The sequence below is a fragment of the Pelosinus fermentans DSM 17108 genome, from assembly GCF_000271485.2.
Taxonomy (GTDB): Bacteria; Bacillota; Negativicutes; order DSM-13327; family DSM-13327; genus Pelosinus; species Pelosinus fermentans.
In genome coordinates this window covers 1,989,956-2,012,898 of the sequence record NZ_AKVN02000001.1, presented here as the reverse complement: position 1 = coordinate 2,012,898, position 22,943 = coordinate 1,989,956, and the positions used below count along the sequence as shown (strand labels likewise).

At 40.1% G+C, this 22,943-nt stretch carries 25 protein-coding genes and 1 pseudogene; all 26 read right to left on the bottom strand.

The annotated features are described in order from the left end of the window. The 26 genes and pseudogenes from FR7_RS09005 to FR7_RS08880 all read right to left on the bottom strand — a co-directional run bounded on the left by FR7_RS09005 (position 1) and on the right by FR7_RS08880 (position 22,938). Positions 1 to 846: a hypothetical protein gene (locus tag FR7_RS09005; RefSeq protein WP_007936233.1), complete on the bottom strand. Its 846-nt coding sequence runs from the start codon at positions 844 to 846 to the stop codon at positions 1 to 3. A 255-nt stretch (positions 847 to 1,101) separates the two neighbouring features. After that, positions 1,102 to 2,358: a glutamate-5-semialdehyde dehydrogenase gene (locus FR7_RS09000; RefSeq protein ID WP_007936231.1), complete on the bottom strand. Its 1,257-nt coding sequence runs from the start codon at positions 2,356 to 2,358 to the stop codon at positions 1,102 to 1,104. 14 nt (positions 2,359 to 2,372) lie between these two features. Beyond that, a complete protein-coding gene (gene proB / locus FR7_RS08995) occupies positions 2,373 to 3,500 on the bottom strand; it encodes a glutamate 5-kinase (RefSeq protein ID WP_007936229.1) in 1,128 nt (375 codons plus the stop codon). Positions 3,501 to 3,583: 83 nt separating this feature from the next. Beyond that, positions 3,584 to 3,901 (bottom strand): ribosome assembly RNA-binding protein YhbY, encoded by a 318-nt coding sequence (gene yhbY / locus FR7_RS08990; protein WP_007936227.1) that lies wholly within the window; start codon positions 3,899 to 3,901, stop codon positions 3,584 to 3,586. Positions 3,902 to 3,914: 13 nt separating this feature from the next. Then, positions 3,915 to 5,186, bottom strand: coding sequence for a GTPase ObgE (gene obgE, locus FR7_RS08985; protein ID WP_007936225.1), 1,272 nt, complete (start codon positions 5,184 to 5,186; stop codon positions 3,915 to 3,917). A gap of 298 nt (positions 5,187 to 5,484) precedes the next feature. Further along, positions 5,485 to 5,700: a Spo0B domain-containing protein gene (locus tag FR7_RS08980; RefSeq protein ID WP_007936223.1), complete on the bottom strand. Its 216-nt coding sequence runs from the start codon at positions 5,698 to 5,700 to the stop codon at positions 5,485 to 5,487. Between the two features lie 175 nt (positions 5,701 to 5,875). Beyond that, complete coding sequence (gene rpmA / locus FR7_RS08975; RefSeq protein ID WP_007936222.1) at positions 5,876 to 6,166, bottom strand: 50S ribosomal protein L27; 291 nt, start codon at positions 6,164 to 6,166, stop codon at positions 5,876 to 5,878. Positions 6,167 to 6,173: 7 nt separating this feature from the next. Further along, positions 6,174 to 6,494 (bottom strand): ribosomal-processing cysteine protease Prp, encoded by a 321-nt coding sequence (locus FR7_RS08970; RefSeq protein ID WP_007936220.1) that lies wholly within the window; start codon positions 6,492 to 6,494, stop codon positions 6,174 to 6,176. A 2-nt stretch (positions 6,495 to 6,496) separates the two neighbouring features. After that, positions 6,497 to 6,808 (bottom strand): 50S ribosomal protein L21, encoded by a 312-nt coding sequence (rplU, locus tag FR7_RS08965; protein ID WP_007936218.1) that lies wholly within the window; start codon positions 6,806 to 6,808, stop codon positions 6,497 to 6,499. A gap of 157 nt (positions 6,809 to 6,965) precedes the next feature. After that, positions 6,966 to 8,420: an Rne/Rng family ribonuclease gene (locus FR7_RS08960; protein WP_007936216.1), complete on the bottom strand. Its 1,455-nt coding sequence runs from the start codon at positions 8,418 to 8,420 to the stop codon at positions 6,966 to 6,968. Between the two features lie 85 nt (positions 8,421 to 8,505). Then, positions 8,506 to 9,201, bottom strand: a complete 696-nt coding sequence (locus tag FR7_RS08955) for a TIGR03936 family radical SAM-associated protein (protein ID WP_007936214.1) — start codon at positions 9,199 to 9,201, stop codon at positions 8,506 to 8,508. Beyond that, complete coding sequence (locus FR7_RS08950) at positions 9,201 to 11,054, bottom strand: TIGR03960 family B12-binding radical SAM protein (protein ID WP_007936212.1); 1,854 nt, start codon at positions 11,052 to 11,054, stop codon at positions 9,201 to 9,203. Before FR7_RS08950 ends, FR7_RS08955 begins: the two co-directional genes overlap by 1 nt. A gap of 219 nt (positions 11,055 to 11,273) precedes the next feature. Then, positions 11,274 to 12,152: a M50 family metallopeptidase gene (locus FR7_RS08945; RefSeq protein WP_007936211.1), complete on the bottom strand. Its 879-nt coding sequence runs from the start codon at positions 12,150 to 12,152 to the stop codon at positions 11,274 to 11,276. A 5-nt stretch (positions 12,153 to 12,157) separates the two neighbouring features. Then, positions 12,158 to 12,898, bottom strand: coding sequence for a M23 family metallopeptidase (locus FR7_RS08940; RefSeq protein WP_007936210.1), 741 nt, complete (start codon positions 12,896 to 12,898; stop codon positions 12,158 to 12,160). Positions 12,899 to 13,076: 178 nt separating this feature from the next. Beyond that, complete coding sequence (gene rodA, locus FR7_RS08935) at positions 13,077 to 14,183, bottom strand: rod shape-determining protein RodA (RefSeq protein ID WP_007936209.1); 1,107 nt, start codon at positions 14,181 to 14,183, stop codon at positions 13,077 to 13,079. Between the two features lie 163 nt (positions 14,184 to 14,346). Beyond that, positions 14,347 to 14,625, bottom strand: a complete 279-nt coding sequence (gene minE / locus FR7_RS08930) for a cell division topological specificity factor MinE (protein ID WP_007936208.1) — start codon at positions 14,623 to 14,625, stop codon at positions 14,347 to 14,349. A gap of 13 nt (positions 14,626 to 14,638) precedes the next feature. Next, positions 14,639 to 15,430, bottom strand: coding sequence for a septum site-determining protein MinD (minD, locus tag FR7_RS08925; protein WP_007936206.1), 792 nt, complete (start codon positions 15,428 to 15,430; stop codon positions 14,639 to 14,641). Between the two features lie 52 nt (positions 15,431 to 15,482). Continuing rightward, on the bottom strand, positions 15,483 to 16,118 hold the full coding sequence (minC, locus tag FR7_RS08920) for a septum site-determining protein MinC (protein WP_007936205.1): 636 nt from the start codon (positions 16,116 to 16,118) through the stop codon (positions 15,483 to 15,485). 214 nt (positions 16,119 to 16,332) lie between these two features. Beyond that, positions 16,333 to 18,171 carry a penicillin-binding protein 2 gene (gene mrdA / locus FR7_RS08915; RefSeq protein WP_007936204.1) on the bottom strand — a complete coding sequence of 613 codons (1,839 nt, stop codon included), beginning with the start codon at positions 18,169 to 18,171 and terminating at the stop codon, positions 16,333 to 16,335. Between the two features lie 106 nt (positions 18,172 to 18,277). After that, on the bottom strand, positions 18,278 to 18,763 hold the full coding sequence (mreD, locus tag FR7_RS08910; protein ID WP_007936203.1) for a rod shape-determining protein MreD: 486 nt from the start codon (positions 18,761 to 18,763) through the stop codon (positions 18,278 to 18,280). Further along, positions 18,760 to 19,674, bottom strand: a complete 915-nt coding sequence (gene mreC / locus FR7_RS08905) for a rod shape-determining protein MreC (protein ID WP_007936202.1) — start codon at positions 19,672 to 19,674, stop codon at positions 18,760 to 18,762. Before mreC ends, mreD begins: the two co-directional genes overlap by 4 nt. 24 nt (positions 19,675 to 19,698) lie before the next feature. Then, positions 19,699 to 20,732: pseudogene (locus FR7_RS08900) on the bottom strand (rod shape-determining protein). Between the two features lie 55 nt (positions 20,733 to 20,787). Beyond that, a complete protein-coding gene (radC, locus tag FR7_RS08895; RefSeq protein WP_007936199.1) occupies positions 20,788 to 21,489 on the bottom strand; it encodes a RadC family protein in 702 nt (233 codons plus the stop codon). Further along, complete coding sequence (locus tag FR7_RS08890; protein WP_007936198.1) at positions 21,486 to 22,055, bottom strand: Maf family protein; 570 nt, start codon at positions 22,053 to 22,055, stop codon at positions 21,486 to 21,488. Before FR7_RS08890 ends, radC begins: the two co-directional genes overlap by 4 nt. A 25-nt stretch (positions 22,056 to 22,080) precedes the next feature. After that, the gene (locus FR7_RS08885; RefSeq protein WP_007936196.1) at positions 22,081 to 22,353 is read right to left on the bottom strand and encodes a DUF4321 domain-containing protein; all 273 of its coding nucleotides are present in this window, start codon (positions 22,351 to 22,353) and stop codon (positions 22,081 to 22,083) included. A 63-nt stretch (positions 22,354 to 22,416) separates the two neighbouring features. After that, positions 22,417 to 22,938 carry a Gx transporter family protein gene (locus FR7_RS08880; protein ID WP_007936194.1) on the bottom strand — a complete coding sequence of 174 codons (522 nt, stop codon included), beginning with the start codon at positions 22,936 to 22,938 and terminating at the stop codon, positions 22,417 to 22,419. Positions 22,939 to 22,943: the final 5 nt, after the last annotated feature.

Below are 22,943 nucleotides of genomic sequence, written 5' to 3'. Positions count from 1 at the left end.
TTATCCTCTCCGCTGTCGTCGTTTTTTCTTTCTCACCAGTTCTTCCCTTACTTCTACTGCTTGCAGCATATCGATCTGGCTTGAGTCTGGTAAATCACCATCACAAGGCTCAGCATCTAGGATTCTTGGTCTTACTTCTTTTATCTGATATGCTTCTTGTAAATGTTCTATTTCACTTTTTATAAGTGCAATTTCTTTAAGGCAAAAATCTTCTTGTTTTTGATTGTTAATGTCGCTTACATTTATTTCTTCAAGTACAGTTTGTATGTGTTGCATACAATTTATCAGTTGTATTTGGCATTCTTCAATCTTTTGGTTCCATTCTTTTGCTAAAGCTAAATCTTGTTCTTTATGATATTCCTGATACTGGTGCATCTCATTTAATTGTTCTTTTATCAAAGATATTTCCTTATGTATTAAGTGATCTCTATTCTGTAATTGCTCTGCTAATAACTGAAAATAAGTAGTAAATTCTCCAATAATACTTTGTCTCATCTCCCACATCTCGGCTAACATTTTACTCTCATGTTCTACAAGTCTTTTTTGCCACTCTGTTTCAGAAAGGCGCAACGCTTTTTCTTGATTCACTTGTGCTTGAATAAAAACCGCAAATTCATTTCTGAATAAGGCAATTTGCTGATTCATCATTTTCTCGATAGCAGTAATCTGATCTAAAACCGTTGTACATACAGGAGGATTCTCCCCTGCACTTACCGTTTCTGCAACAGCAGTTGGGTGGCTCTCGCCGGGTGTACTTTCCCATACGTCCATTTTCCCTCTGCGTAGCGCCCATTTAAGCTGCTGTATATCGAATGAGTGCATCGGTTCACCATTAGTCATAATCATAAATATCAACTCCTTTGTACTTAATTGATGTTCCGTAAACTTTCGCATCTAGCAATAAGGCTTTGCCAAATATGTATTATAATATATGTCATCATCATAACTTTGGTGAGAGTCCATATAAGAAAAACACTACGTGTCCTTTGTGTTCAGCTTTCCCTTAAACTTATAAATTCTGCTGTTATAAAGAAAGAGCCTAAAGATCAGTCCGTAACTGATCTTTAGGCTCAACTTATTTTTATTTAGCGTCGTATATTGTTATTCTCTTATTTGTCCATTACCAGAAATAATATATTTGCTGCTAGTGAGTTCTGGTAAGCCCATAGGCCCACGGGCATGCAATTTCTGTGTACTAATACCAATTTCAGCACCAAAACCAAATTCAAATCCATCCGTGAAACGAGTTGAAGCATTTACATATACAGCTGCTGCATCTACTTCATGCTGAAAGCGCTTGGCGTTTTCAAGGCTCTTCGTAACAATGGCTTCCGAATGGCGAGTACTGTATTGATCAATATGTTCTATCGCTTCGTCGAGATTTTTTACTACCTTTACAGATAAGATAAAGTCAGAGTATTCAGTAGCCCAATCCTCGTCAGTAGCTGACTTTATTCCTTGATGAAACTGAATTGTTATAGGACATCCTCTTAGCTCTACACCAGCTTGCTGATATTTTTCAAGCATCTCTGGCAAAAACTGCTTTGCTATTTTCTCATGTACCAATAGTGTTTCCATAGAATTGCATACACCTGGGCGAGAAACCTTAGCATTAAATGCAATAGCCTCTGCCATCTTCAAATCTGCAGATTCATCAACAAAAGTATGACAGATGCCAGTACCCGTTTCAATAACAGGCACTGTGCTATTTTCTACTACAGTTTTAATCAGCCCAGCACCACCACGAGGAATAATTACATCTAGGTACTCATTGAGTTTCAGCATCTCATTTACAGCCTGTCGATCCGTAGTTTCAACTAATTGAAGGGACCCTGCCGGAATTCCGGCCTCATAAGCAGCTTGAGCAATGATTTGAATAATTGCCTTATTCGAATGAATCGCTTCCGATCCCCCGCGCAAAATCACAGCATTTCCTGTTTTTAGACAAAGCCCTGCTGCATCTACGGTAACATTGGGGCGAGCTTCATAGATAATTCCAATCACACCTAAGGGTACTCGCACTTTGCTGATTTCCAGACCATTGGGGCGTTGGTCTCTACTTAATAATTCACCAATCGGATCGGGTAACGTTATAACCTGCCGCAAGCCATCAGCCATGGCCTCAATTCTACTTTGGGTTAAAAGTAAACGGTCAAGTAAGGCCTGAGATAAGCCTTTCCCTTTGCCGTTTTCTATATCTATAGCATTGGCGGCTAAAATAATAGCATATTCTTTTTCTAAGGCTTCTGCCATCTTTTCAAGAGCTTGATTTTTAGTAAGAGTGGATAGTGTTGCAAGCTTTCTTGCTGCTTGCTTCCCATTTTTACCTTTCATTTGCAGTTCTATAAGATGATCCATATAACCTCTCTCCTTTACACTAATAATACCATATTGTCCCGATGAATAATTTCATCGTAAGGTTTTGCCCCTAATATCCCATGGATTTCATTGGTATGAAGTCCCATAATCTTTCTGGTTTCTGTACCGCTGTAATTGGCTATTCCTCTGGCAATTTCTCTGCCTTCGGAAGCAACAACACTAATTGTATTACCATGTTCAAATTCTCCTGTGACTGCAGTAATACCTGCTGCCAGCAGGCTGGAACCTCCGGACAGCAGAGCCTGCTCACAGCCTTTATCCACAGTAAGCACTCCCTGAATACGTGCACCAAAGGCTAACCATTTTTTTCGTACATGCAAACGATTTTCTTTGGAGAGAAAGAGGGTTCCCACATTTTCCCCTTCTAGCACCTGACGCAGAATCCCCTCTTGCAACCCTGATGCAATAATCATCGTAACTCCAGAATTAACAGCAATTTTTCCGGCTTGAATTTTCGTATGCATACCACCAGTTCCTCGCAGTGTACCTGCACCACCAGCTAAGGATTCAATCTCGGGAGTAATATCTGCTATTTCACTAATAAGCTGTGCATCTGGATTCCTCTGAGGATTATCTGTATATACGCCTTCAATATCCGATAAAATAATTAATACATCGGCATCCACAATACTAGCTACCATGGCTGACAATGTATCATTGTCGCCGATCTTTAATTCATCAATGGCTACAACATCATTTTCATTAATCACTGGAATAACGCCCATTTTTAAAAGTGTTAATAAGGTATTGCGAGAATTAGTATACCGAGTCCGCTTTACTGAATCTTCACGAGTTAGAAGTACTTGGGCTACTACCTGCCCATACTCACCAAACAATTTATCATAGGTATGCATTAGCCTGCCTTGACCAACGGCCGCGGCAGCCTGTTTCTCAGGAATCGTTTTCGGCCGTTCTTTGAGACTTAAAACGTCCATACCAGCACCAACTGCTCCTGAAGAAACCAGAATAATTTCTTTCCCCTGATTAGCAAGATCCGCTAACTCTCTCACTAATTTTTCAATTCGCCACAAGTTCAATTTACCAGTACTGTGTGTTAATGTACTGGTTCCTACTTTAACCACTACTCGCTTGGCTTTTTTTAAATTTTCTCTGGTAAACATGTCACTCCCACCCGTATGTAAAATTTGAACCACCAAGGCATAAAAGAATATTCTTTTGGTGCCTTTGTGGTTACGTTTTGTTCTTAACTAGGTAATTCTATTTTATGATTTTTTTCTGGATTGCGGTTCCGTTTATATAAAAGGCCATTGCGCCCGATAACCTGGACTAATTCGGCCCCTGCTGCTTCTGCCAATTGTGCAATTATTTCTTTCGGTGCCTCACTGCAATTTTGGAGCACACGTACTTTTATTAACTCACGCGCGAATAATGCATCTTTCGTACTATCCAGCAAACTAGCTGACATTCCTGTTTTACCAATCTGCACTACAGGGTCCATAGTGCTTCCCAAGGATCGTAAATATCGTTTTTGCTTACCTGTTAATGTTGTAATTTCTTCCACTTATTGTTCCCCTTTATGTTCTAAATTCAAATTCCATTTCACCAATCCGTACAGTATTGCCTTCCTGAACCCCTTTTTCTTTAAGGGCGCTTTCAATACCAATACGTTTAAAGAGCTGCTGAAAGCGTCGTACACCTTCATCATTATCAAAATTAGTCATCGCAACTAATCTTTCAATTCCCCTGCCACGGATTAAGAACGCACCATCTGTGTCACGACCGATGGTAAAGTCATCTTCTTGTTTTGCTTCATATACAACGGTACCTTCTGCTTCTTCGGGCACCTCTACATGTTCTAACAATAATTTAGCAGTCTGCTGCATAAGTTCTGGCAATCCTTCTCCTGTGGCTGCTGAAACAGGGTACAGTTCATATCCTAGTTTTTTCATATACTCAGCCACCCTTGGATAGTTCTCTTGCGCTTCTGCCAGATCCATTTTATTAGCAACAATCAGCTGCGGACGAGTCGCTAATTTCTCATTATATAGTTTCAGTTCATTATTTATTTTATTGTAATCCTCTATAGGATCGCGCCCTTCCAAACCAGATACGTCCAGAACATGAAGAATAACCTTAGTACGCTCAATGTGGCGAAGAAAATCATGTCCAAGACCAATACCTTCATTGGCTCCCTCAATCAAACCAGGGATATCAGCCAGCACAAAGCTATGGCCTTCATCGAGGCTTACCACACCAAGAACCGGCGTCAAGGTAGTGAAATGATATGCTGCTACCTCAGGCTTAGCAGCAGATACAACAGATATAATGCTGGATTTTCCTACGCTAGGATATCCTACTAATCCAACATCTGCTAATAATTTAAGTTCTAGTTGTAAAAAACGTTCCGCGCCAGGTGCACCATTTTCTGCAAAGGTAGGCGCTCGATTAACACTATTAACAAATCTGGCATTACCTCGACCACCACGGCCGCCTTTTACAATAACAGCCTGCTGACCGACTTTCGTCAAATCAGCTACTACTTCTCCTGTATCAGCATCCTTCACCAGTGTACCAGGTGGTACTTTAATATAGGTATGCTCCGCATGCTGACCATGCATATTTTTCGTTTGACCGTTGACACCATTGTTGGCAACAAATTTACGTTTATAACGAAAATCAATCAGGGTGTTGGTGTTGGCATCAACGATTAATATAACATCTCCCCCTCGACCACCGTCCCCGCCACTTGGACCGCCTTTGGGAACAAACTTCTCCCGGCGCCAGCTAGACATACCATTACCGCCTTTACCAGATACAACATGAATTCTTGCTCTATCAATAAACATTTTTTAAAACCCCTTTAGGTATAAACCTATCTATGTATTCATCATCAGAGTCAATTACAGATTATGAAATAGACTCTTTCATAAGGCTGCATGTTTTGCAACATGCTCTATTATCAGTAATATATGTCAATATGCAATAAATTACACGCCAACTCTATTCTTTTAAAGCAAAGATTTAGAAGCATTAATAAGGAAAATAAAGCCTTATTGAAAATCTTTACCGAGTCAAAGATAGAGTGTTAGCACTTTGGTAGAACTTGTCCACTTCAAAAAAGTCGCTGTTAACCATCACGAATGATCAGGTTTTATGCAGGTAAGCACAGCGTTCTTCATAAGCTTTTACAGCATCAGATACTAAGGCAGGATCTTTCGCTAACTCTTCTATGTATAAAAGAGCTTTTTCTCTACGGCCCATCTGCAGCATGGCATGAATAACTTGCAAATGGTTAACAAAATCATGCCGTTGCTTTCTCAATAAAGTAATAATTTCTTCACACACTTCATGATTTTCCATTTTCAATCATCCCTTCTATTGTAAGCCCCATCTTAAACTATTTTATACTATTATACAACAATCCAGTGTGGTTTTATAGATATTTTTGTCTGCTGTATGTAAGGCAACTACTTTGAAGAAGACAACTTCAAAAAAAATAATACCTGCGGCTTTAAGATAGCCGCAGGTGTAATGATTAGATAGCTTCTTCTGTAGGATATACGCTTACTTGACGGTCGTTACGACCTTTGCGTTCAAAAGCCACACGCCCAGCAATTTTTGCATATAAGGTATCATCTTTACCAATGCCAACATTTTGACCAGTATGGAAATGAGTACCTCTCTGGCGAACTAAAATGCTGCCAGCAGTCACGACTTCGCCTGCGTGACGTTTAACGCCAAGACGCTTGGACTCACTGTCACGACCGTTACGAGTACTACCTACACCTTTTTTATGAGCAAATAGCTGTAAATTAAAATTAAACATCTGTACTTCACCTCCTGTGTTCAGAGATACGGACACTTTGCGGATTTGCCTTTGCAATCTCGGTTAAACCAATTAGCATCGTTTCCAACACAGCATTCGTTAATCGATCCGGATTATCTAATAAACACATCTTTAAATTGCCACTGGCAATATCCAGATGCATTCTGGCTCTTAAGTGACGATCCAATCCCAGCACAGCAGTCTGCGTTAAGGCTGATACACCAGCACATACAATATCCTGCCCATGAGGACCTTGATTTGCATGTCCAGTAACACGAAACTCAACGATACTTTCTTCTGGGTTTCGAATAATCTTTATCTTGATCATTCTTATGCTTCAATCTTCTCGATCACAACCTTAGTGAACGGTTGACGATGACCTTGACGTCTACGGTAATTCGATTTTGCTTTATATTTGAAAACAAAAATCTTCTTTTCTTTACCTTGAGAAAGAACTTTACCAGTTACTTTAGCGCCAGCTACTAGAGGTTGACCAATCACTACATTACCTTCTGTTACGACAGTAAGTACACGATCGAATTCTACTGCTTCGCCTTCTGCAGCTTCAACTTTCTCAATGAAAACAACTTCACCTTCAGAAACGCGATATTGTTTACCACCAGTTTGAATAATTGCGTACATTATTATTACACCTCCCTCGTTCTTGTACTCGCCGAATGTGGTATCTTTTTGAGATCACTCAAAAAGAATTTGGGGAACCTCTCCGTGCGGTTTGGGACACACATAAGCATAAGCGCCTACATTGAATGATGATAGCATATGCACGGGGCTTTGTCAATTATTTTCCCGACGAATCACTTTCATGCAAGATGGAAAACATCTCAGGATTCATTTCAGATAATGCTTCTACCCGTAATGAACAAGCCAACTCGTGTTCCATACGGGTTAACTCGCCTTGACTTTTAATCATTTCCGCAACAAGAGGATGCACTTGAATGACAAGACGTCCCTGCCTCCTGGGTTGACTCATGATATAACGCATCTTGCGCCAGATGTTAATCATTACTGTTTCAGGGGACTGTACCCTGCCGCGTCCTTCGCAGCATGGGCATTCATTATAAAGCATTCCTTCTACATTTTGCCGAACTTTTTTTCGTGTAATCTCTACTAAGCCCAAGCCAGTAAAACCAAGTATATTGGTTTTTGTACGGTCACGTTTAAATTCTTCTGCTAGCGCAGCTAATACTGCCTGTTTCTGTTCTTCTTTATCCATATCGATAAAATCAATAATAATAATGCCGCCAATATCCCGTAAACGTATTTGTCTAACAATTTCGCTTGCTGCTTCTAAATTGGTTCGAAAAACGGTATCTGATAAATTAGTAGACCCGACAAACTTTCCTGTATTCACGTCAATAACCGTTAGCGCTTCTGTTTTATCAATTACAATATAACCACCACATGCAAGCCAAATGGAACGCTGGCCGATTTTCTTTAACTCTTCATCAATCCCAAAATGCGTAAAAATATCTTCTTTCCCTTGATAAAGGGTAACTCTGCTTACCAGTTCTGGTGACATATAGTTAAGCAAATCACAAACTCGTCCATAGGCATCCTGGTTATCCAAAATAAATGTTTCTACATCATCGGCTAAGTAATCACGTACGATACGAATTACCAAATCCACATCACGATACAGCAAGATCGGCGCAGCAGCTCTTTTACTCCTGGCGACGAGTGCCTTCCATAGGTTATAAAGATACTCAATATCTTTTTGCAGATCCTCTTCACTTTTACCTTCAGACATGGTACGAATAATAACCCCCATACCTTCCGGCCGCACTTTCTCAATAATTTTTTTTAGCCGTATCCTTTCTTCTTCATCCCCTATACGTCTTGAAGTCGCAATATAATCGACGGTAGGCATTAATACGACATATCGTCCTGGCAAGGTTAAGTGTGTAGTCGCCCGAGGTCCTTTAGTACCAATTGCATCCTTTACAATCTGAACCATAACGTCTTTGCCCACTGTTAAGGCAGTATCAGCAAGCGCCTGAGCAGCACCCTGAGGCAATGCATCGCCAATATACAAAAAAGCATTTTTTTCTCTCCCAATATCAATAAATGCCGCTTGCATACCAGGAAGTACATTCTTTGTTTTGCCTTTATATATATTGCCAACACTGTGACCACTTTTAGTTCGCTCTATGGATACTTCAATCAATTCCTTATCTTCCAAAATTGCCATTCTTGTTTCTTCTGGCGTCATATTCACCACAATTGTTTTTCCCATCCCGTTCCCTCCTTTCTTAATTTTTACATTATTATCATTTTATAACTGCTCTTGAAAAATTGCTGCGGTTACTGCTTCCTCTTTCTTACAGCTCTACAGGTGACACCTGTCTATTTGCATTACTAATATAAAGTCCAGTACGGTGAATCAAGAGATTATCAATGTCTACAGGTAAATCAAACATAGCCACCAAGGCTCCTAAGACTTCTCCTGGCTTAATGCTGCCCGTCGGAGTAATTTGGATTTCCAAAATAAGACGCACTGCCTTATCCAAGGCTGTTAGGGTAATGGGCTTTGCCATATATTGCTTTATTTCAATTTCTTTTTTCCCTTTAGGAGACTCTCGCGTATATAAAACAGCTTCAGCTTCATTGAACCATCGGATACTATCCTCAATAATCCCAATATCCTCTGCTAACAACGGTACTGTTATTTCATAAGTAGCTAGGTTGACAATGGCCATTAATGCAGGAACATTTCCTTGCATATAAGCAGCACCTTTTATGCGAATTCCCATAGGTAATGAAGCTTTGAGATGCTCTACTGCCTGATTTACATCAATCTCTTCCTTACATTCAATATCAATATATTCAGCTTGACTTGTTACCCCTACAGCTAAAGCAGAAGCAAAGGATATTTTCATATGAGGGTTAAACCCTTCTGAATAGGCCACGGGCAATTTGGCTCGTATAATCGCTCTTTCCATGGCGCTGGCATAATCCAGATGAGAAATATAGCGTATTTCTTCCCCTTTTGTAATCTCTAAACGTAATTTTGCCATTATGCCCGACTCCCCCAATCTAATACCTCAACACCGAGTCCTGGACATACACCACAAGCACTACAGTGTTCCCTTCTACAGTCACATGTTAATTCTTCTGTTACAGCCTGCTCATATTCACGCTGCAAAAATTGTTTTGACGCACCCGAAGATAAATGATCCCATGGCATCACTTCATCAAAATCCCGATGGCGGGTTGCATAAAAATAGGGATCGATTTCACAAGTCTTAAAAGCATCCATCCACACATCATATTTAAAATACTCTGACCATCCGTCAAACCTGGCACCATTTTGCCAGGCTTTCAGCAGTACTTGTCCTAATCTTCTATCTCCACGGGCAAAGGCTCCTTCTAAGAAGCTGGTACGAGCATCGTGCCAATTAAAGGTAATACTTCGATCCCGAAGACGCGCTTTTAATAATTGCTGCTTGCGTTCAAATTCATTGGCAAGATCTTGACCAAACCATTGAAAAGGAGTATGAGGTTTGGGAACAAAGCAAGATACGCTTACTGTTACTTTTGCTCCCCTGCGTCCTTTTATTTCCTTATATAGATCCAGTACTTTGTAAGCCAGATCCGCAATTCCCAGCACATCCTCATCAGTTTCTGTCGGTAATCCCATCATAAAATATAATTTTACCGTGGACCATCCCGCCTGAAAAGCGGCACTCACAGCATCCTCTAGGTTTTTTTGCGTTACTCCTTTATTGATCACATCCCGCATACGCTGAGAACCTGCTTCGGGAGCAAATGTCAGACCACTTTTTCGCACCTGCTGCACTTTTTGTGCAAGATCAATGGAAAAACTGTCAATCCTAAGGGATGGCAAAGACACACTCACCCCCTGTTCTTTTAGTTCTCCCATTAAAGAGTCAACAAGATCAGGCAAACAAGAATAATCTGCTGAACTGAGGGAAGTGAGAGATATTTCATTATATCCTGTGCTGTCTACCATTTCTTTAGCCATTTTCAAGAGCAATTCTGGACGACGTTCTCGTACTGGTCGATACAGCACTCCCGCTTGGCAAAAACGGCACCCTCTGGTACAGCCCCGAAACAATTCCAGCATAATGCGGTCATGGACAATATCTAGAAAAGGCACAATGGGTCTTGTAGCGTATTCTACCTTATTCAGATCTTTTACCACTCGCTTGGTCACAACCAAAGGGACTTCGGGGCAATTAGGCAGCACTTCGGCTACCATACCATTTTCATGATACGTTACATCATAAAGCGAGGGTACATAAACTCCACCAATCTGAGCTAGACTTTTTAAAATTCCTGATCTACCATTTATTTTTCCTGCTTTTTTCCAGGATGAGACTGCCGCAATAATGTCTTCCATTACTTCTTCGCCTTCTCCTAAAACAAGACAGTCAAAGAAGTCAGCAACAGGTTCTGCATTAAATGTACAAGGTCCGCCCCCGATAATAATCGGCATGTGTTCATCCCGTTCTGCTGTAAACAAGGGAATTCCTGCTAAATCCAACATATTTAATACATTGCTATAACTCATTTCATATTGAAGGGAAAAGCCAACTATATCAAATTCCCTAACTGGCTTTAAACTTTCCAGGGTATAAAGAGGGATATTACGCTCCCGCATCTCAGCTTCCATATCAACCCAAGGTGCATATACCCGCTCTGCAGCAGTATCTTCCCTGTTATTTAGTATTTGATACAAAATTTTTAATCCCAAATTTGACATGCCGACTTCATATACATCCGGTAAGGATAAAGCCACTGTTACAGAGACCGTATCATGGTCTTTCTTTATGCTGTTCCATTCATTCCCTGTGTATCGGGCAGGTTTTATGACCCGATTTAACATGGCAGGATCTAAAGTTATCATAAGTAATACTAACCTCCAAATTTTGCTTCAAAAATTATTGTATAAAAATCGAGTAGCACATATATTGTTTATTTTACTCGATTATATATATACTGCCCAAAAATATCCAAAGTTTAGTCAGATATCCTACCTTACGTTCTACATAATAAGAAAAATTCCTGCCTAAAATGCTATATTCACGAATAATCTTATAGGATGGCTTTATTCATTACAGATGCTTCATGAATCTATCAGCTCACCAATACTAGCATGTAGACCATTCTTTGGCAACCCTTCCCATACCTCGGTCTCCGTTAAGGTGCCGCAGACTCTGCAATCATCATTTACCACCAGCATCACATAATACTGATCAGGACGAAACAAACGAACAATATCCTTAAGCAATACACCTTTCATAACGGTAAGATGTATCGTTGGCATCATTCCCCTTGAGCGCAGTAAGGTTTTCTTTTGAGCCATGATGCGCAAAGTACGAAAGCCAGCCACCTTTAATTCACTCTTTGCGGTTGTGTATAAAAAAATAGCTGCTACTAGAAAAGAGATATTTATTGTGCTGCCTTGCACATATTGAAAAATCACAATGCATACCAATGAAATACTTACACATTTACTGACACCAGCAGCAACAGCAGTGGCCTTTCCATAATCCATATATAAAGCCAGCCATGCTCTAAAAATGCGCCCACCATCAAGAGGTAAACCTGGTATCATATTAAAGATTGCCAGCATGATATTCGCTTTGTAAAAAAAATCCCATATTTCAGTCCACAAATTAAAATAAAACATACTACCATAAACAATCGCCGCCAAAACCATACTTGCTGCTGGTCCGGCGGCGGCTATTATCATCTCACTTTTTGAACTGGCTGCCCCCAATCCTTCGATTCGTGCCACACCACCAAAGGGCAGCAACTCCACTTCACGCACTGAAAATCCTAAGGCTATAGCAGCCCCTGCGTGAGCTAATTCATGCCAGAGAACTGCACTAAAAACGAGAAGTACTTTCACCATCATACCAGCTAAAGAGAAGAATAAGATCATTGCGATAAACCAATAACTCACGATCAAGTCTATCCCTGCTACATTAGCAACCCGCAATCAACTCACTTCTCCTCTCCCTTAGGAAACTCTCCCTTTAACCGAGTAGTAGGATCAATGGCCTTACCGTTTTCCCTCACCTCAAAATAAAGTAAAGGTCCAGTTACCATGCCGCTTTTACCTACTTTAGCAATAATCTGTCCTTGGCTAATCGCATCCCCTTGCTGTACAAGAACTTCTCCTAAGTGACCATATACAGTTTCAATCTCCTGACTATGTTCGATGATTACTACCTTTCCCAATTGGGCACTATCCGTAATCATTTTTACCTTACCAGGAGCAGCTGCTTGCACACTCGTTCCTAAAGCAGCTTCCATATCAATTCCTTCATGCATTTTTTCTTGTTTTAACACAGGATCAACGCCCCAGCCAAATGGAACTGTAATTTTCCCTGTAACAGGCGCATGCATATACAATAATGGATCTGCAGGTTTGGATATTGTAGTCTGAACTCTTTTAAGTATTGAGAGATCTAGATTTTCCGGAGCCACACTAATGATTTTTTCCACTACATAATTCACATCTGTTTGCGCTGTTAAGGTATAACGAACCCCATCATCCATGATTCTCCCTATGGCCGTTTCCGATATATGAGCACAATATACAATTGCAAACACAATACCTGCTATAATTGTCTTTTTAAGCCAATTATAGTTCACCTCTTCCTCTTGATACTGCCATGAATAATCCGTTTCCCTTGTTTCGCCCCATCGATTCTTTCTTAACTTATTCCATAGCTTTGCCATATCGCACCCCCACACCAGCACCTATTACTATAGAATATATATGAGAAAAGGAACGCAATATATGCTTAGAATTTCAAAGAGGATGCACCTGGCGGTGCATCCTCTTGCATCTTCTGTACATGCTGAGACCTACATACAGACTAACAATCTACGTTACATTTTAAAGCATTGCATATATTTAAAACATAATCTTTTGTCTACGCATATAGATATTTAGTAAAATACCAATGCTAATCATATTCGTAGTAAGAGCACTAACTCCATAACTCATTAAAGGTAAGGGGATACCGGTTACCGGCATAATACCGGCAGTCATCCCTACATTCACTAATACATGGAACGTCAACATCGAGGTAATTCCTGTCGCTAGCAACGTTCCAAAATTATCTTTTGCTTCACCAGCAATTTTTACACCACGATATAAGAGAATAAAATACAGCAATAAAATTAAAACCGCTCCAATGAAGCCAAGTTCCTCACCAATCACAGCAAAAATAAAATCTGTATGGTTTTCCGGTAAAAAGTTCAACTGGCTTTGGGTGCCGCCAAAAAGTCCTTTACCCAATAGCATTCCTGATCCAATGGCAATCTTAGACTGTATAATATGATAACCAGATCCTAACGGATCAACATTGGGGTCAATAAATACAGACAATCGCATTTTTTGATAATCCTTTAGGAAATGCCAAAATATAGGCATCAAAGCAGCACCAGCGCCAAAAATCATCATCAAATGCTTACTTTTAATCCCTGCAATAAAGAGCATACCAAATAAAATAGCTAAAAACACAAGAGAAGTCCCAAGATCAGGCTGCTTTAAAATTAACAAAAAAGGTACACCCACGTATAAAAAAATGGGTATAAGATCTTTAAATGAATTGAGTTTCCCTGTTTTTTTGTCCAGCATATCCGCTAATGCAATGATCATAATTAACTTGGAGAACTCTGAAGGCTGCAAGCTAATAGGACCTATTTGTATCCATCGCTGCGCGCCAAGAGCTGATTGACCGATAAACATAACAGCCAACAGCATGACTAAATTGATACCATACAGCCCATTGGCAAATTTACTTAGTACTTTATAGTCAAAGTTCAATAAAATAATTATGAAAATCACATTAAACAGGGCAAACATTCCTTGGCGCTCAACATACCAATATCGTTCTTCACCAGGTGTATTGATATGAGTTGCGCTGCCGATTACTACCAAACTTATTAAAATCAGTATCACTGTTGTAGTAATTGTAACAAAATCTAAATTTCGTAATAGACGCCGATTTAACATACCTTACACATACCTTCCATATCAAGTCATTTCTTATTATAATATCATTTCCCAATTTCGTCCACATAAAAGGCGCAGTATACTATACTGCGCCTAATGGTAATTTTTATACAATGATAAAACCGCCGCTCTCATTCATAAGTAGTAAACCGCTCCTACCAGCTTATCTCTTTGACATAGCGCCTCTTTTCATACTGGTCACAGGAATATTAGCAACGAGAGTTACGGATGATTCAGTATGAGTAAGATTCACTTCCATGCACTTTTCATTGATATCCATATAATTCGATATGGCTTTAAACATATCATCTTTTAATGTCTCCATCAATTGGGGAGAAACATTAACCCTATCATGAACCAGTACCAATCGTAGTCTTTCTTTGGCAATATCTTTTGAAGAATTAGAATCTTTGCCAAAAAGTTTTTGAATCAATTCAAGCATTTTTATTCCTCCCTTAAAGATTAAATATTTTCTTTAATTTATTAAAAAAGCTAGTATTATCTTCAATAATCATTAATGGTATATTTTCTCCCATTAAACGCCGAACAATATTCTTATACGCTGTACTTGCCTGGGAAATAGGATTGACAACTGCTGGCTCTCCTCGATTAGTTGAAACAACAATATAATCATCCTCTGGTATAATGCCTAATAGGTCAATAGCTAAGATCTCAATAATATCATCGATACTCATCATATCACCTTTTTTAACCATGCGAGGACGGATACGATTTACAATCAGTTTAGGGTTATGTTTCCCCTCTGACTCTAATAAGCCAATGATACGATCAGCATCACGCACCGCTGATACCTCAGGCGTAGTTACAATAATCGCCCGATCAGCCCCAGCTATTGCGTTTTTGAATCCCTGCTCAATACCGGCAGGGCAGTCAATAATCACAAAATCAAAATCTTGTTTTAATTCATCACACAGTTGTTTCATTTGATCTGGAGTTACTGCATTTTTATCACGCGTTTGAGCCGCAGGTAAAAGATAGAGGGATTCATAACGTTTATCCCGAATCAATGCTTGCTTTAGCCGACAATTTCCGTCTGTAACATCCACTAAATCATATACAATTCGATTTTCAAGTCCCATCACTACATCTAAATTACGTAGTCCAATATCTGCATCAACTAACACTACTTTCTTTCCCTGCAATGCAAAACCAGTCCCCAGATTGGCTGAAGTGGTAGTTTTTCCAACGCCGCCTTTGCCCGATGTTATTACAATAACTTCCCCCATATAGATCCTCCTATGTATACAGACCAATGCCAAAGACTTTAGCCTGCTTTACTTATGCTTGTAATTTGTACATCTCATCTTCTTGCCTACTAACTGTTTTTATAATGACAATCCCGTCTTCAATAAGTGCTACCTCAGCTTGATCGGGTTGATCCAAATGATCCGGTGCTCTGGCAATTAGTCCAGCAATTCTAATTTGCGAAGCTAATAAACGCTGGGCTGTAATAGTGGCACTTATATCTCCATAAGCCCCTGCATGTACCACACCGCGACATGTCCCGTTTACAATAATATCTCCGCCGGCTATTACTTCTGCACCAGGATTCACGTCACCATCAATAACCACGGCACCCGGATGAATAATTTCCTGACCGCTGCGTATGGTTTTCGCAACAACTAGCCGTTCTATAACTTTAGGCTCAGACATCATATCATCTGCACATTGGTCATTGACTTCACGAAAGACCAATCCATAACCAGCCAGCAATTTACTTAATTCTTCCTGTTCCTGAAAAGAAAGATTACGTACCTTGGCTGGCACTTCCACCATCGTCCCTCGCGAGAAAAAATCAACTGCCGATTCTAGTTTAACTGCTAAATTGTCTAAAAGTATTTCAAATTCTACAGATGCATCAAGTACTAATTGTAAACCATTTCTGCTGCCTTTAAATATTACATATTCTCGCATGTCCATCTCCCAAGTCTTCTTACAGGTTACATATATCTGCCACTTAGAATTCGCGCTTTTCGTCAATAATCCTGCCAAATTTAAGAAGTTAATTTTAAAATCTAAAATACGGGACAATACGACTACCAAGAATCAAAAAAGAAGGCTATCTTGCTGCGATTTGTTTAAATCGCAGCAAGATAGCCTTCTTTTTCTGAACATGTCAGCATTTTTCCTATAGTGCAGTATGAGGTTTATGGGTTTGCTGTACTGTTGCAGGATCTTGATTCAGATTAAAGGCTGCCTCCATAATCTTTCTGGCAATTGGCGCAGCAGATCCTGCACCAAATCCCCCTTGTTCTACAATCACTACAACTACGATTCGAGGATCCTCGTAAGGACCATAAGCGATAAACCAGCCATGATCACTGCCATGAGAATTTTCTGCTGTGCCCGTTTTGCCAGCAATGGCTATGGGAAAATCACGAAATGCTTGAGCAGCTGTACCGCCTTCAAGGGCAACATCTCGAAGTGACTCCCGAATAAGGGTGAGGGTTCTATCTGATAATTGTATTCTTCCCACTTCTTCAGGAGCAAAGGTCTTGATAACTTCCCCCTTATCTGAACTAATCTTACTCACTAAATAAGGACGATACCGATAACCCCCATTAGCAATTTCACTCATTAATACAGCAACCTGCAAGGGAGTTGTTAGTTGAAAACCTTGACCGATAGCCGCATCAAAGGTTTCAGATAGATACCATTCCTCACCATATACCTTCTCTTTATAGCGCTGATTGGCAACCAGACCTTCTGATTCCCCTTGCAAATTAATGCCTGTCGTGACTCCTAAACCAAACATACGTGCATATTTTTCTAAATTATCAATTCCTAAGCGATTACCCATTTCATAAAAATAAACATTATCAGACTTAGTCAGAGCTTCCTTAAAATTAATCCATCCTAAGGCTTCTCCTTCAGCATTTCCTTTATCAATGATCCAATGTTTCCCTGTATCTAGGATTTTTTCCTCAGGAGTTACCTTGCCAAGTTCCAAAGCTGCGGCACCTGTAACCAGTTTAAAAGTAGATCCGGGTGGATATTCTCCTGAAATGGCTTTGTTATTCATAGGATTATTGGGGTTTTCATTTAACGCTTTCCAATCCTTGCTAGAAATCCCACCTGAAAATAAATTAGGGTTAAAAGTCGGCCTGCTTACCATCGCCAGAATTTCTCCTGTTTTTGGATTCATCGCAATAGCCGCTGCTGCTTTCGCATTCCGAAACTCACTCTTTGTTTGCAAATATGTAAGTTGTTCGTCAATTGCTACTTCAGCTGCTTTTTGTATTTTATAATCAATGGTTAATGTTAGGTTTTTCCCCGGCACGGTTTCCTTTCGTCCTAATACATTGACAGGACGGCCGGTTACGTCCACTTCAACCTGATTCCCTCCATCTATTCCACGTAATTCACGATCATATACTTTTTCTAAGCCAAATTTACCAATAATATCGCCACTCTTATACTCATTGGATTTTTCTTTGGCCTCTTCCAATTCTACATCATTAATTTCACTGACATAGCCAAATAAGTGAGCAGCTAGCTCGTTATTAATATAATTCCGAATCGGCTGAATTTCAATTACTACACCTGGCAATTCTGCACGACGTTCCTCAATCCTTGTTACAATATCTGGACCAATATCTGATTTAATACGAATCGGCTCAAATCTGCCATTATGCTGACTTAACTTCTTTTTGATTTCATCAGGAGCTATATTTAAGATACTGGCTACTTTAACAATAATATCATCAGGAACGGGCCCGGAAATCGGCAGTAATGATACTGCGAAACCGGGACGATTCGAGACAAGGGGAATGCCATTTCGATCATAAAACATGCCGCGAGGAGCCATTATAGGAGCAAGTCTGATACGATTACCATCTGCTTTTTCTCCATAATATTTCCCTTGGACGACTTGCAAATATCCTAAACGACTAACCAAAGCTACAAATACTAAAAGAATAATAATTGCCAGCACATCCAGCCTGTAATTTGATCGTTTCACCAACATGATGACATCCTCCTTTCTCCCCCCAATTTTTAAAACTTAAAACAGGACTTGGCTAGTGCCAAGTCCTTTAGATACAGACGAAAGCCATAGACCTTATATTTTTGCTTTATTCTGCAGTAAATTTAATCAAGCGATATACAGCATGATGTATGGGAACTGCCACAAGTAAATTATAGCCAATAAGAGGCATTATATTCTGTGTTAGTGCGGCAATTAGGTCAACCTTGTAGCCAAAAAATACTAATAGCAGCATCCCGGTCAACCCATTAAATATGGTTGCAACAAACGTAGCTAATATTGGTAACAGCACATGTTCTTTAAATACTTTACGTTCTGCCATCCCAAAGAGATAGCCAGTTGATAATTTGGACAACGTGCCAATTCCAAAAATACCGCCAGACGCTAAGTCTTGTAATAATCCTGCAAAAAAGCCCATACCGACTCCATTCTCTTTACCAGACAGCAGGGCATAGGATACCACGATTATCAGCAGTACATCAGGAAAAATACCCCGGATTGAAATAAGAGGTATTAGCGTAGACTGCACAATAATCGTTATTAGAAGTACGCCACCCCATATTAATATATTCATTGTCTTACTCCCTGAGCCGGCACTGGTGTTTTTCCTGAAGCATCAGGAGATACAATTTGAGTTGTCGGAGGCAAGGTAGGAATCGGTTCACGTGAACGCAAAATAATAGAGACCTCTTCTAGTCTATCAAAATCTACTGCAGGATTCAAGACAGCATATTTTAACAAACCACCTTCTTCATTAACCAAGTCTACTACTTCACCAATTAATATCCCTTTAGGATAAATACCGCCAAATCCTGATGTAATAAGCTTATCACCCTTTATCACATCAGCATCCCGAGCAATATTTACCATTCTTGGCGCTAAGGGTGTAGCGCTATGTCCTTCTACAATAGCTGCGACTCTCGACTCTGGACGTTGTACCAATGCCCCCACTGCACTTCGAGGGTCAAGAATCAGATTCACCTTAGCCACGTTCGCATATACACTCACAACGCTGCCGACAAGTCCCTGAGGAGTAACCACAGGCATATCTTTAGCAATACCGTCAGCAGTTCCACGATTAATGATAATCGTACTTGTCCAGCTCCCAGGATCACGTCCTACGACTGCAGCTGTCACCAAATCAAACTGTGGTACCCCTTTTTTATACTCTAACATACCTTGAAGGCGTGCATTCTCTGCCATAATTTCAGTCATATTCAAATTGCTTTGCCGAAGATTTTCATTTTCTATCCGCAGCGCTTTGTTATCACGATAGGCCGTCATTAATTCACCGGTGGATAAACCAATATTACGAAAGGTAAAGCCAACATTGCTAACAACCGATTGAACAGGCGCCAACACAACAGTAATTGTTTTCTCCATAAAGGCAAACTTATATTTACCCTGGGCGAGAGAGCTAGCCAGCCAAAGGACGAGTAACACAGCCACTACTAAAATGGCCATTTTTCTGTGAAACAAGCGCACTGGTGTAATCTCCTCTCTATCCCACTATCCCAACTTTTTGGGAGACATTAGCACACGTTTTAATAAATCTATACTTTCCAGGGCTCGCCCAGTACCCATACATACACATAAGAGAGCATCTTCAGAAATATGCACTGGCATACCTGTTTCTCTGCTTAAAAGCCGATCAAGACCTTTTAATAAGGAACCACCGCCCGTCATCACAATACCTCGATCCATAATATCAGAAGCCAACTCTGGTGGTGTTTTCTCCAGCGTAACTTTAACAGCTTCGACAATGCTCATTACAGGCTCACTCAAAGCTTGTTGCACTTCGCTGGCTTTAATAGTAAGTGTTTTAGGTAAACCGCTTACTAAGTCTCGGCCTCTAATTTCCATCGTTTGATCACTAGGAGGAATAATTGCCGCCCCAATCGTTACCTTTACTTCCTCAGCCGTACGCTCACCAATCATTAAATTATAAGTACGCTTAATATATTGTATAATCGCTTCATCCATCTCATCGCCACCCACGCGAATGGAACGGCTGGTAACTATTCCCCCAGAGAAATAACAGCTACTTCTGTGGTGCCGCCACCAATATCAACCACCATATTACCCGTAGGTTCATGAACAGGTAAGCCAGCTCCAATGGCTGCAGCCATAGGTTCTTCAATTAAATAGGCTTCTCTCGCCCCGGCTTGAATCGTTGCATCAATTACCGCACGTTTTTCCACTTCCGTTACTCCCGAAGGCACGCCCACAATTACACGAGGGCGAATAAAGGATTTCGAATCAATGGATTTGCGAATAAAATATTTTAACATAGCCTGAGTCACATCAAAATCTGCAATTACGCCATCTTTTAGTGGTCTAATTGCCACTATATTACCAGGAGTACGACCGATCATTTGTTTCGCTTCTTCTCCAACTGCCAATACCTCACCAGTGTCTCGCTGAATCGCTACCACTGATGGTTCGCTCAGTACAATTCCTTTACCTTTTACATGCACTAACGTATTGGCAGTGCCAAGATCTATACCCATATCTCGGGAAAATGATCCAAAAAAACTCTTCATACTATATAGCCCCTTTCAATAAGCAAGTACATATTGATCTTGCTACTTAACAAATTCATTCTATTATTCCCTTTTCTTTAAGACTAACATACTTGTTATCACCTATAATTATATGATCAAGGACAGGAATATCTAAAATTTTCCCTGCATCAACTAATTTTCGAGTTAGGCTAACATCTTCCGAGCTAGGAGTAGGATCTCCGCTGGGATGATTATGTGCCAAAATAACAGAAGCCGCTGAATGATTAATAACCTCGCGAAATAATTCACGGGGATGCACAATCGATGCATTTAAACTGCCAATGGAAATAGTAGGAGTCGCTATCACATGATTTTTGGTGGACAAGAGAATTACAATAAAATGCTCTCGTGCTTCATAGCGTAGTCTGGCCATTAATAGATTAACAGCATCCTGAGGAGAACGAATGATTGCTCTTTGTTCTGCTGCCTCTCCATTTAAGCGTTTGCCGAGCTCAATGGCAGCAACAAGTGTCACTGCTTTTACTGGACCAATCCCCTTTATTTTACTTATTTCTTGAGGTCCAAGGCCAGAAAGAGCAGTTATACCCATCTCTTCATATTTTTTTAACAGCCTTTCCGCTACGCGCAAAACAGAATCATTTTTTGTACCAGTCCTAAGCAGTATCGCCAACAAATCTGCATTGCTTAAAGCTTGAACACCTTTTTTCAGCATTTTCTCCCTTGGTCTTTCCTCTTGAGGCAATTCTTTTATCATAAGCGGCTTATCGTCATTCATAATAACTTGACACCAGCCTTTTTAAGTAATTCAGATAATTTATTTAATGGCAGACCTACTACATTAGCATAACATCCATTAATGCTCTCCACAAAGAGTGCACCCTTACCCTGAATCGCATATGCACCTGCTTTATCCATAGGCTCGCCTGTTGTTAGATATGCTTCAATTTCCTCATCTGTAATATCTCCAATCTTCACATTGGTAACAACAAAATCATTCCAAATTTCCTTTGCCGTTACAACAGCAATTCCTGTAATTACTTGATGCTCTTTACCTGCTAGGGAAGTTAACATACGTCTTGCATCATTTTTATCCACAGGCTTACCATAGACTTGTCCATCCAGTACTACGATGGTATCAGCCCCAATTACCACATCATGAGCCTGTACTTTTGAAAAAACATCCAAAGCCTTCTCTTTCGCCTGTAAGATCGCTAACTCATGAGGAGGCACAACTTGCGCATTATCCTCGACAACCCCACTAGTCATTACTACAAAATCACAACCAACCTGAGTTAACAAATCACGACGGCGGGGCGATGCTGATGCCAAAATAATCGTCATTAGCAAAACCTCCTATAGATATCAATCAAAGACGCCGATACAGCAAAAAAGCTACTACCATACCTAAAATGCTAATTAAGTTAGGCTGCAAAGCAAAGCCAGCCATAAATCGTATGACATACAAATTAATCGTAACAGGCGGCACATCTAATACAAGAAATGTTTTTACTAAATAAGGAGCAAAACCAGCTGCTATATCAGAATGAGAAATAACTTCTCCCAAAATACCGCCAAAAACTGCACCTGTAAGCAAAAATAGTATAAACATACCATATCCATTACTTTTAGCGCCTCGCAATATTATTCCCCCCTGCATCTATTATAAGACAGTCTAAATACATATGCTATAGTAGTTATTTACTTATTGTAATGGTTTTGGCATAGATCTTGGCGCTTTTGCCAAAAAGTAAGCCACAGTCATCCCTGTCGCCCAGCCTGTTGGCACTGCCAATAATACTAAATAGGGTAAATACCATAATAACGTAAGGCTAGATACCACTAAAGCCGCCATTATAATTTGTGCGATACCATGCATAACGGCACCAATGATACTAATTCCGATAAAAGAAAAAGTGGAATGCCAAGCAGTATAAGCATAGGCCATCAATAACGTACTAGCAATAGCACCACTCATACTCATTGCAAAAGCGGGACCAATAAGAATTCCTCCAAATAACGATGCTAAAAAAACTCGTATCACTACCACATATATGGCCTCACGCCAACCAAAAGTTGCAATCGTAATTAGAGATACAATATTTGCTAGTCCTAATTTAATTCCAGGTATGGGAAGTGGCAAAGGAATCCAAGATTCTACAATGTGCAATACACTGGCTATGGCCACAAATAAAGCCATTAGCACCACGCGTCTCGTATGATTCATAATTT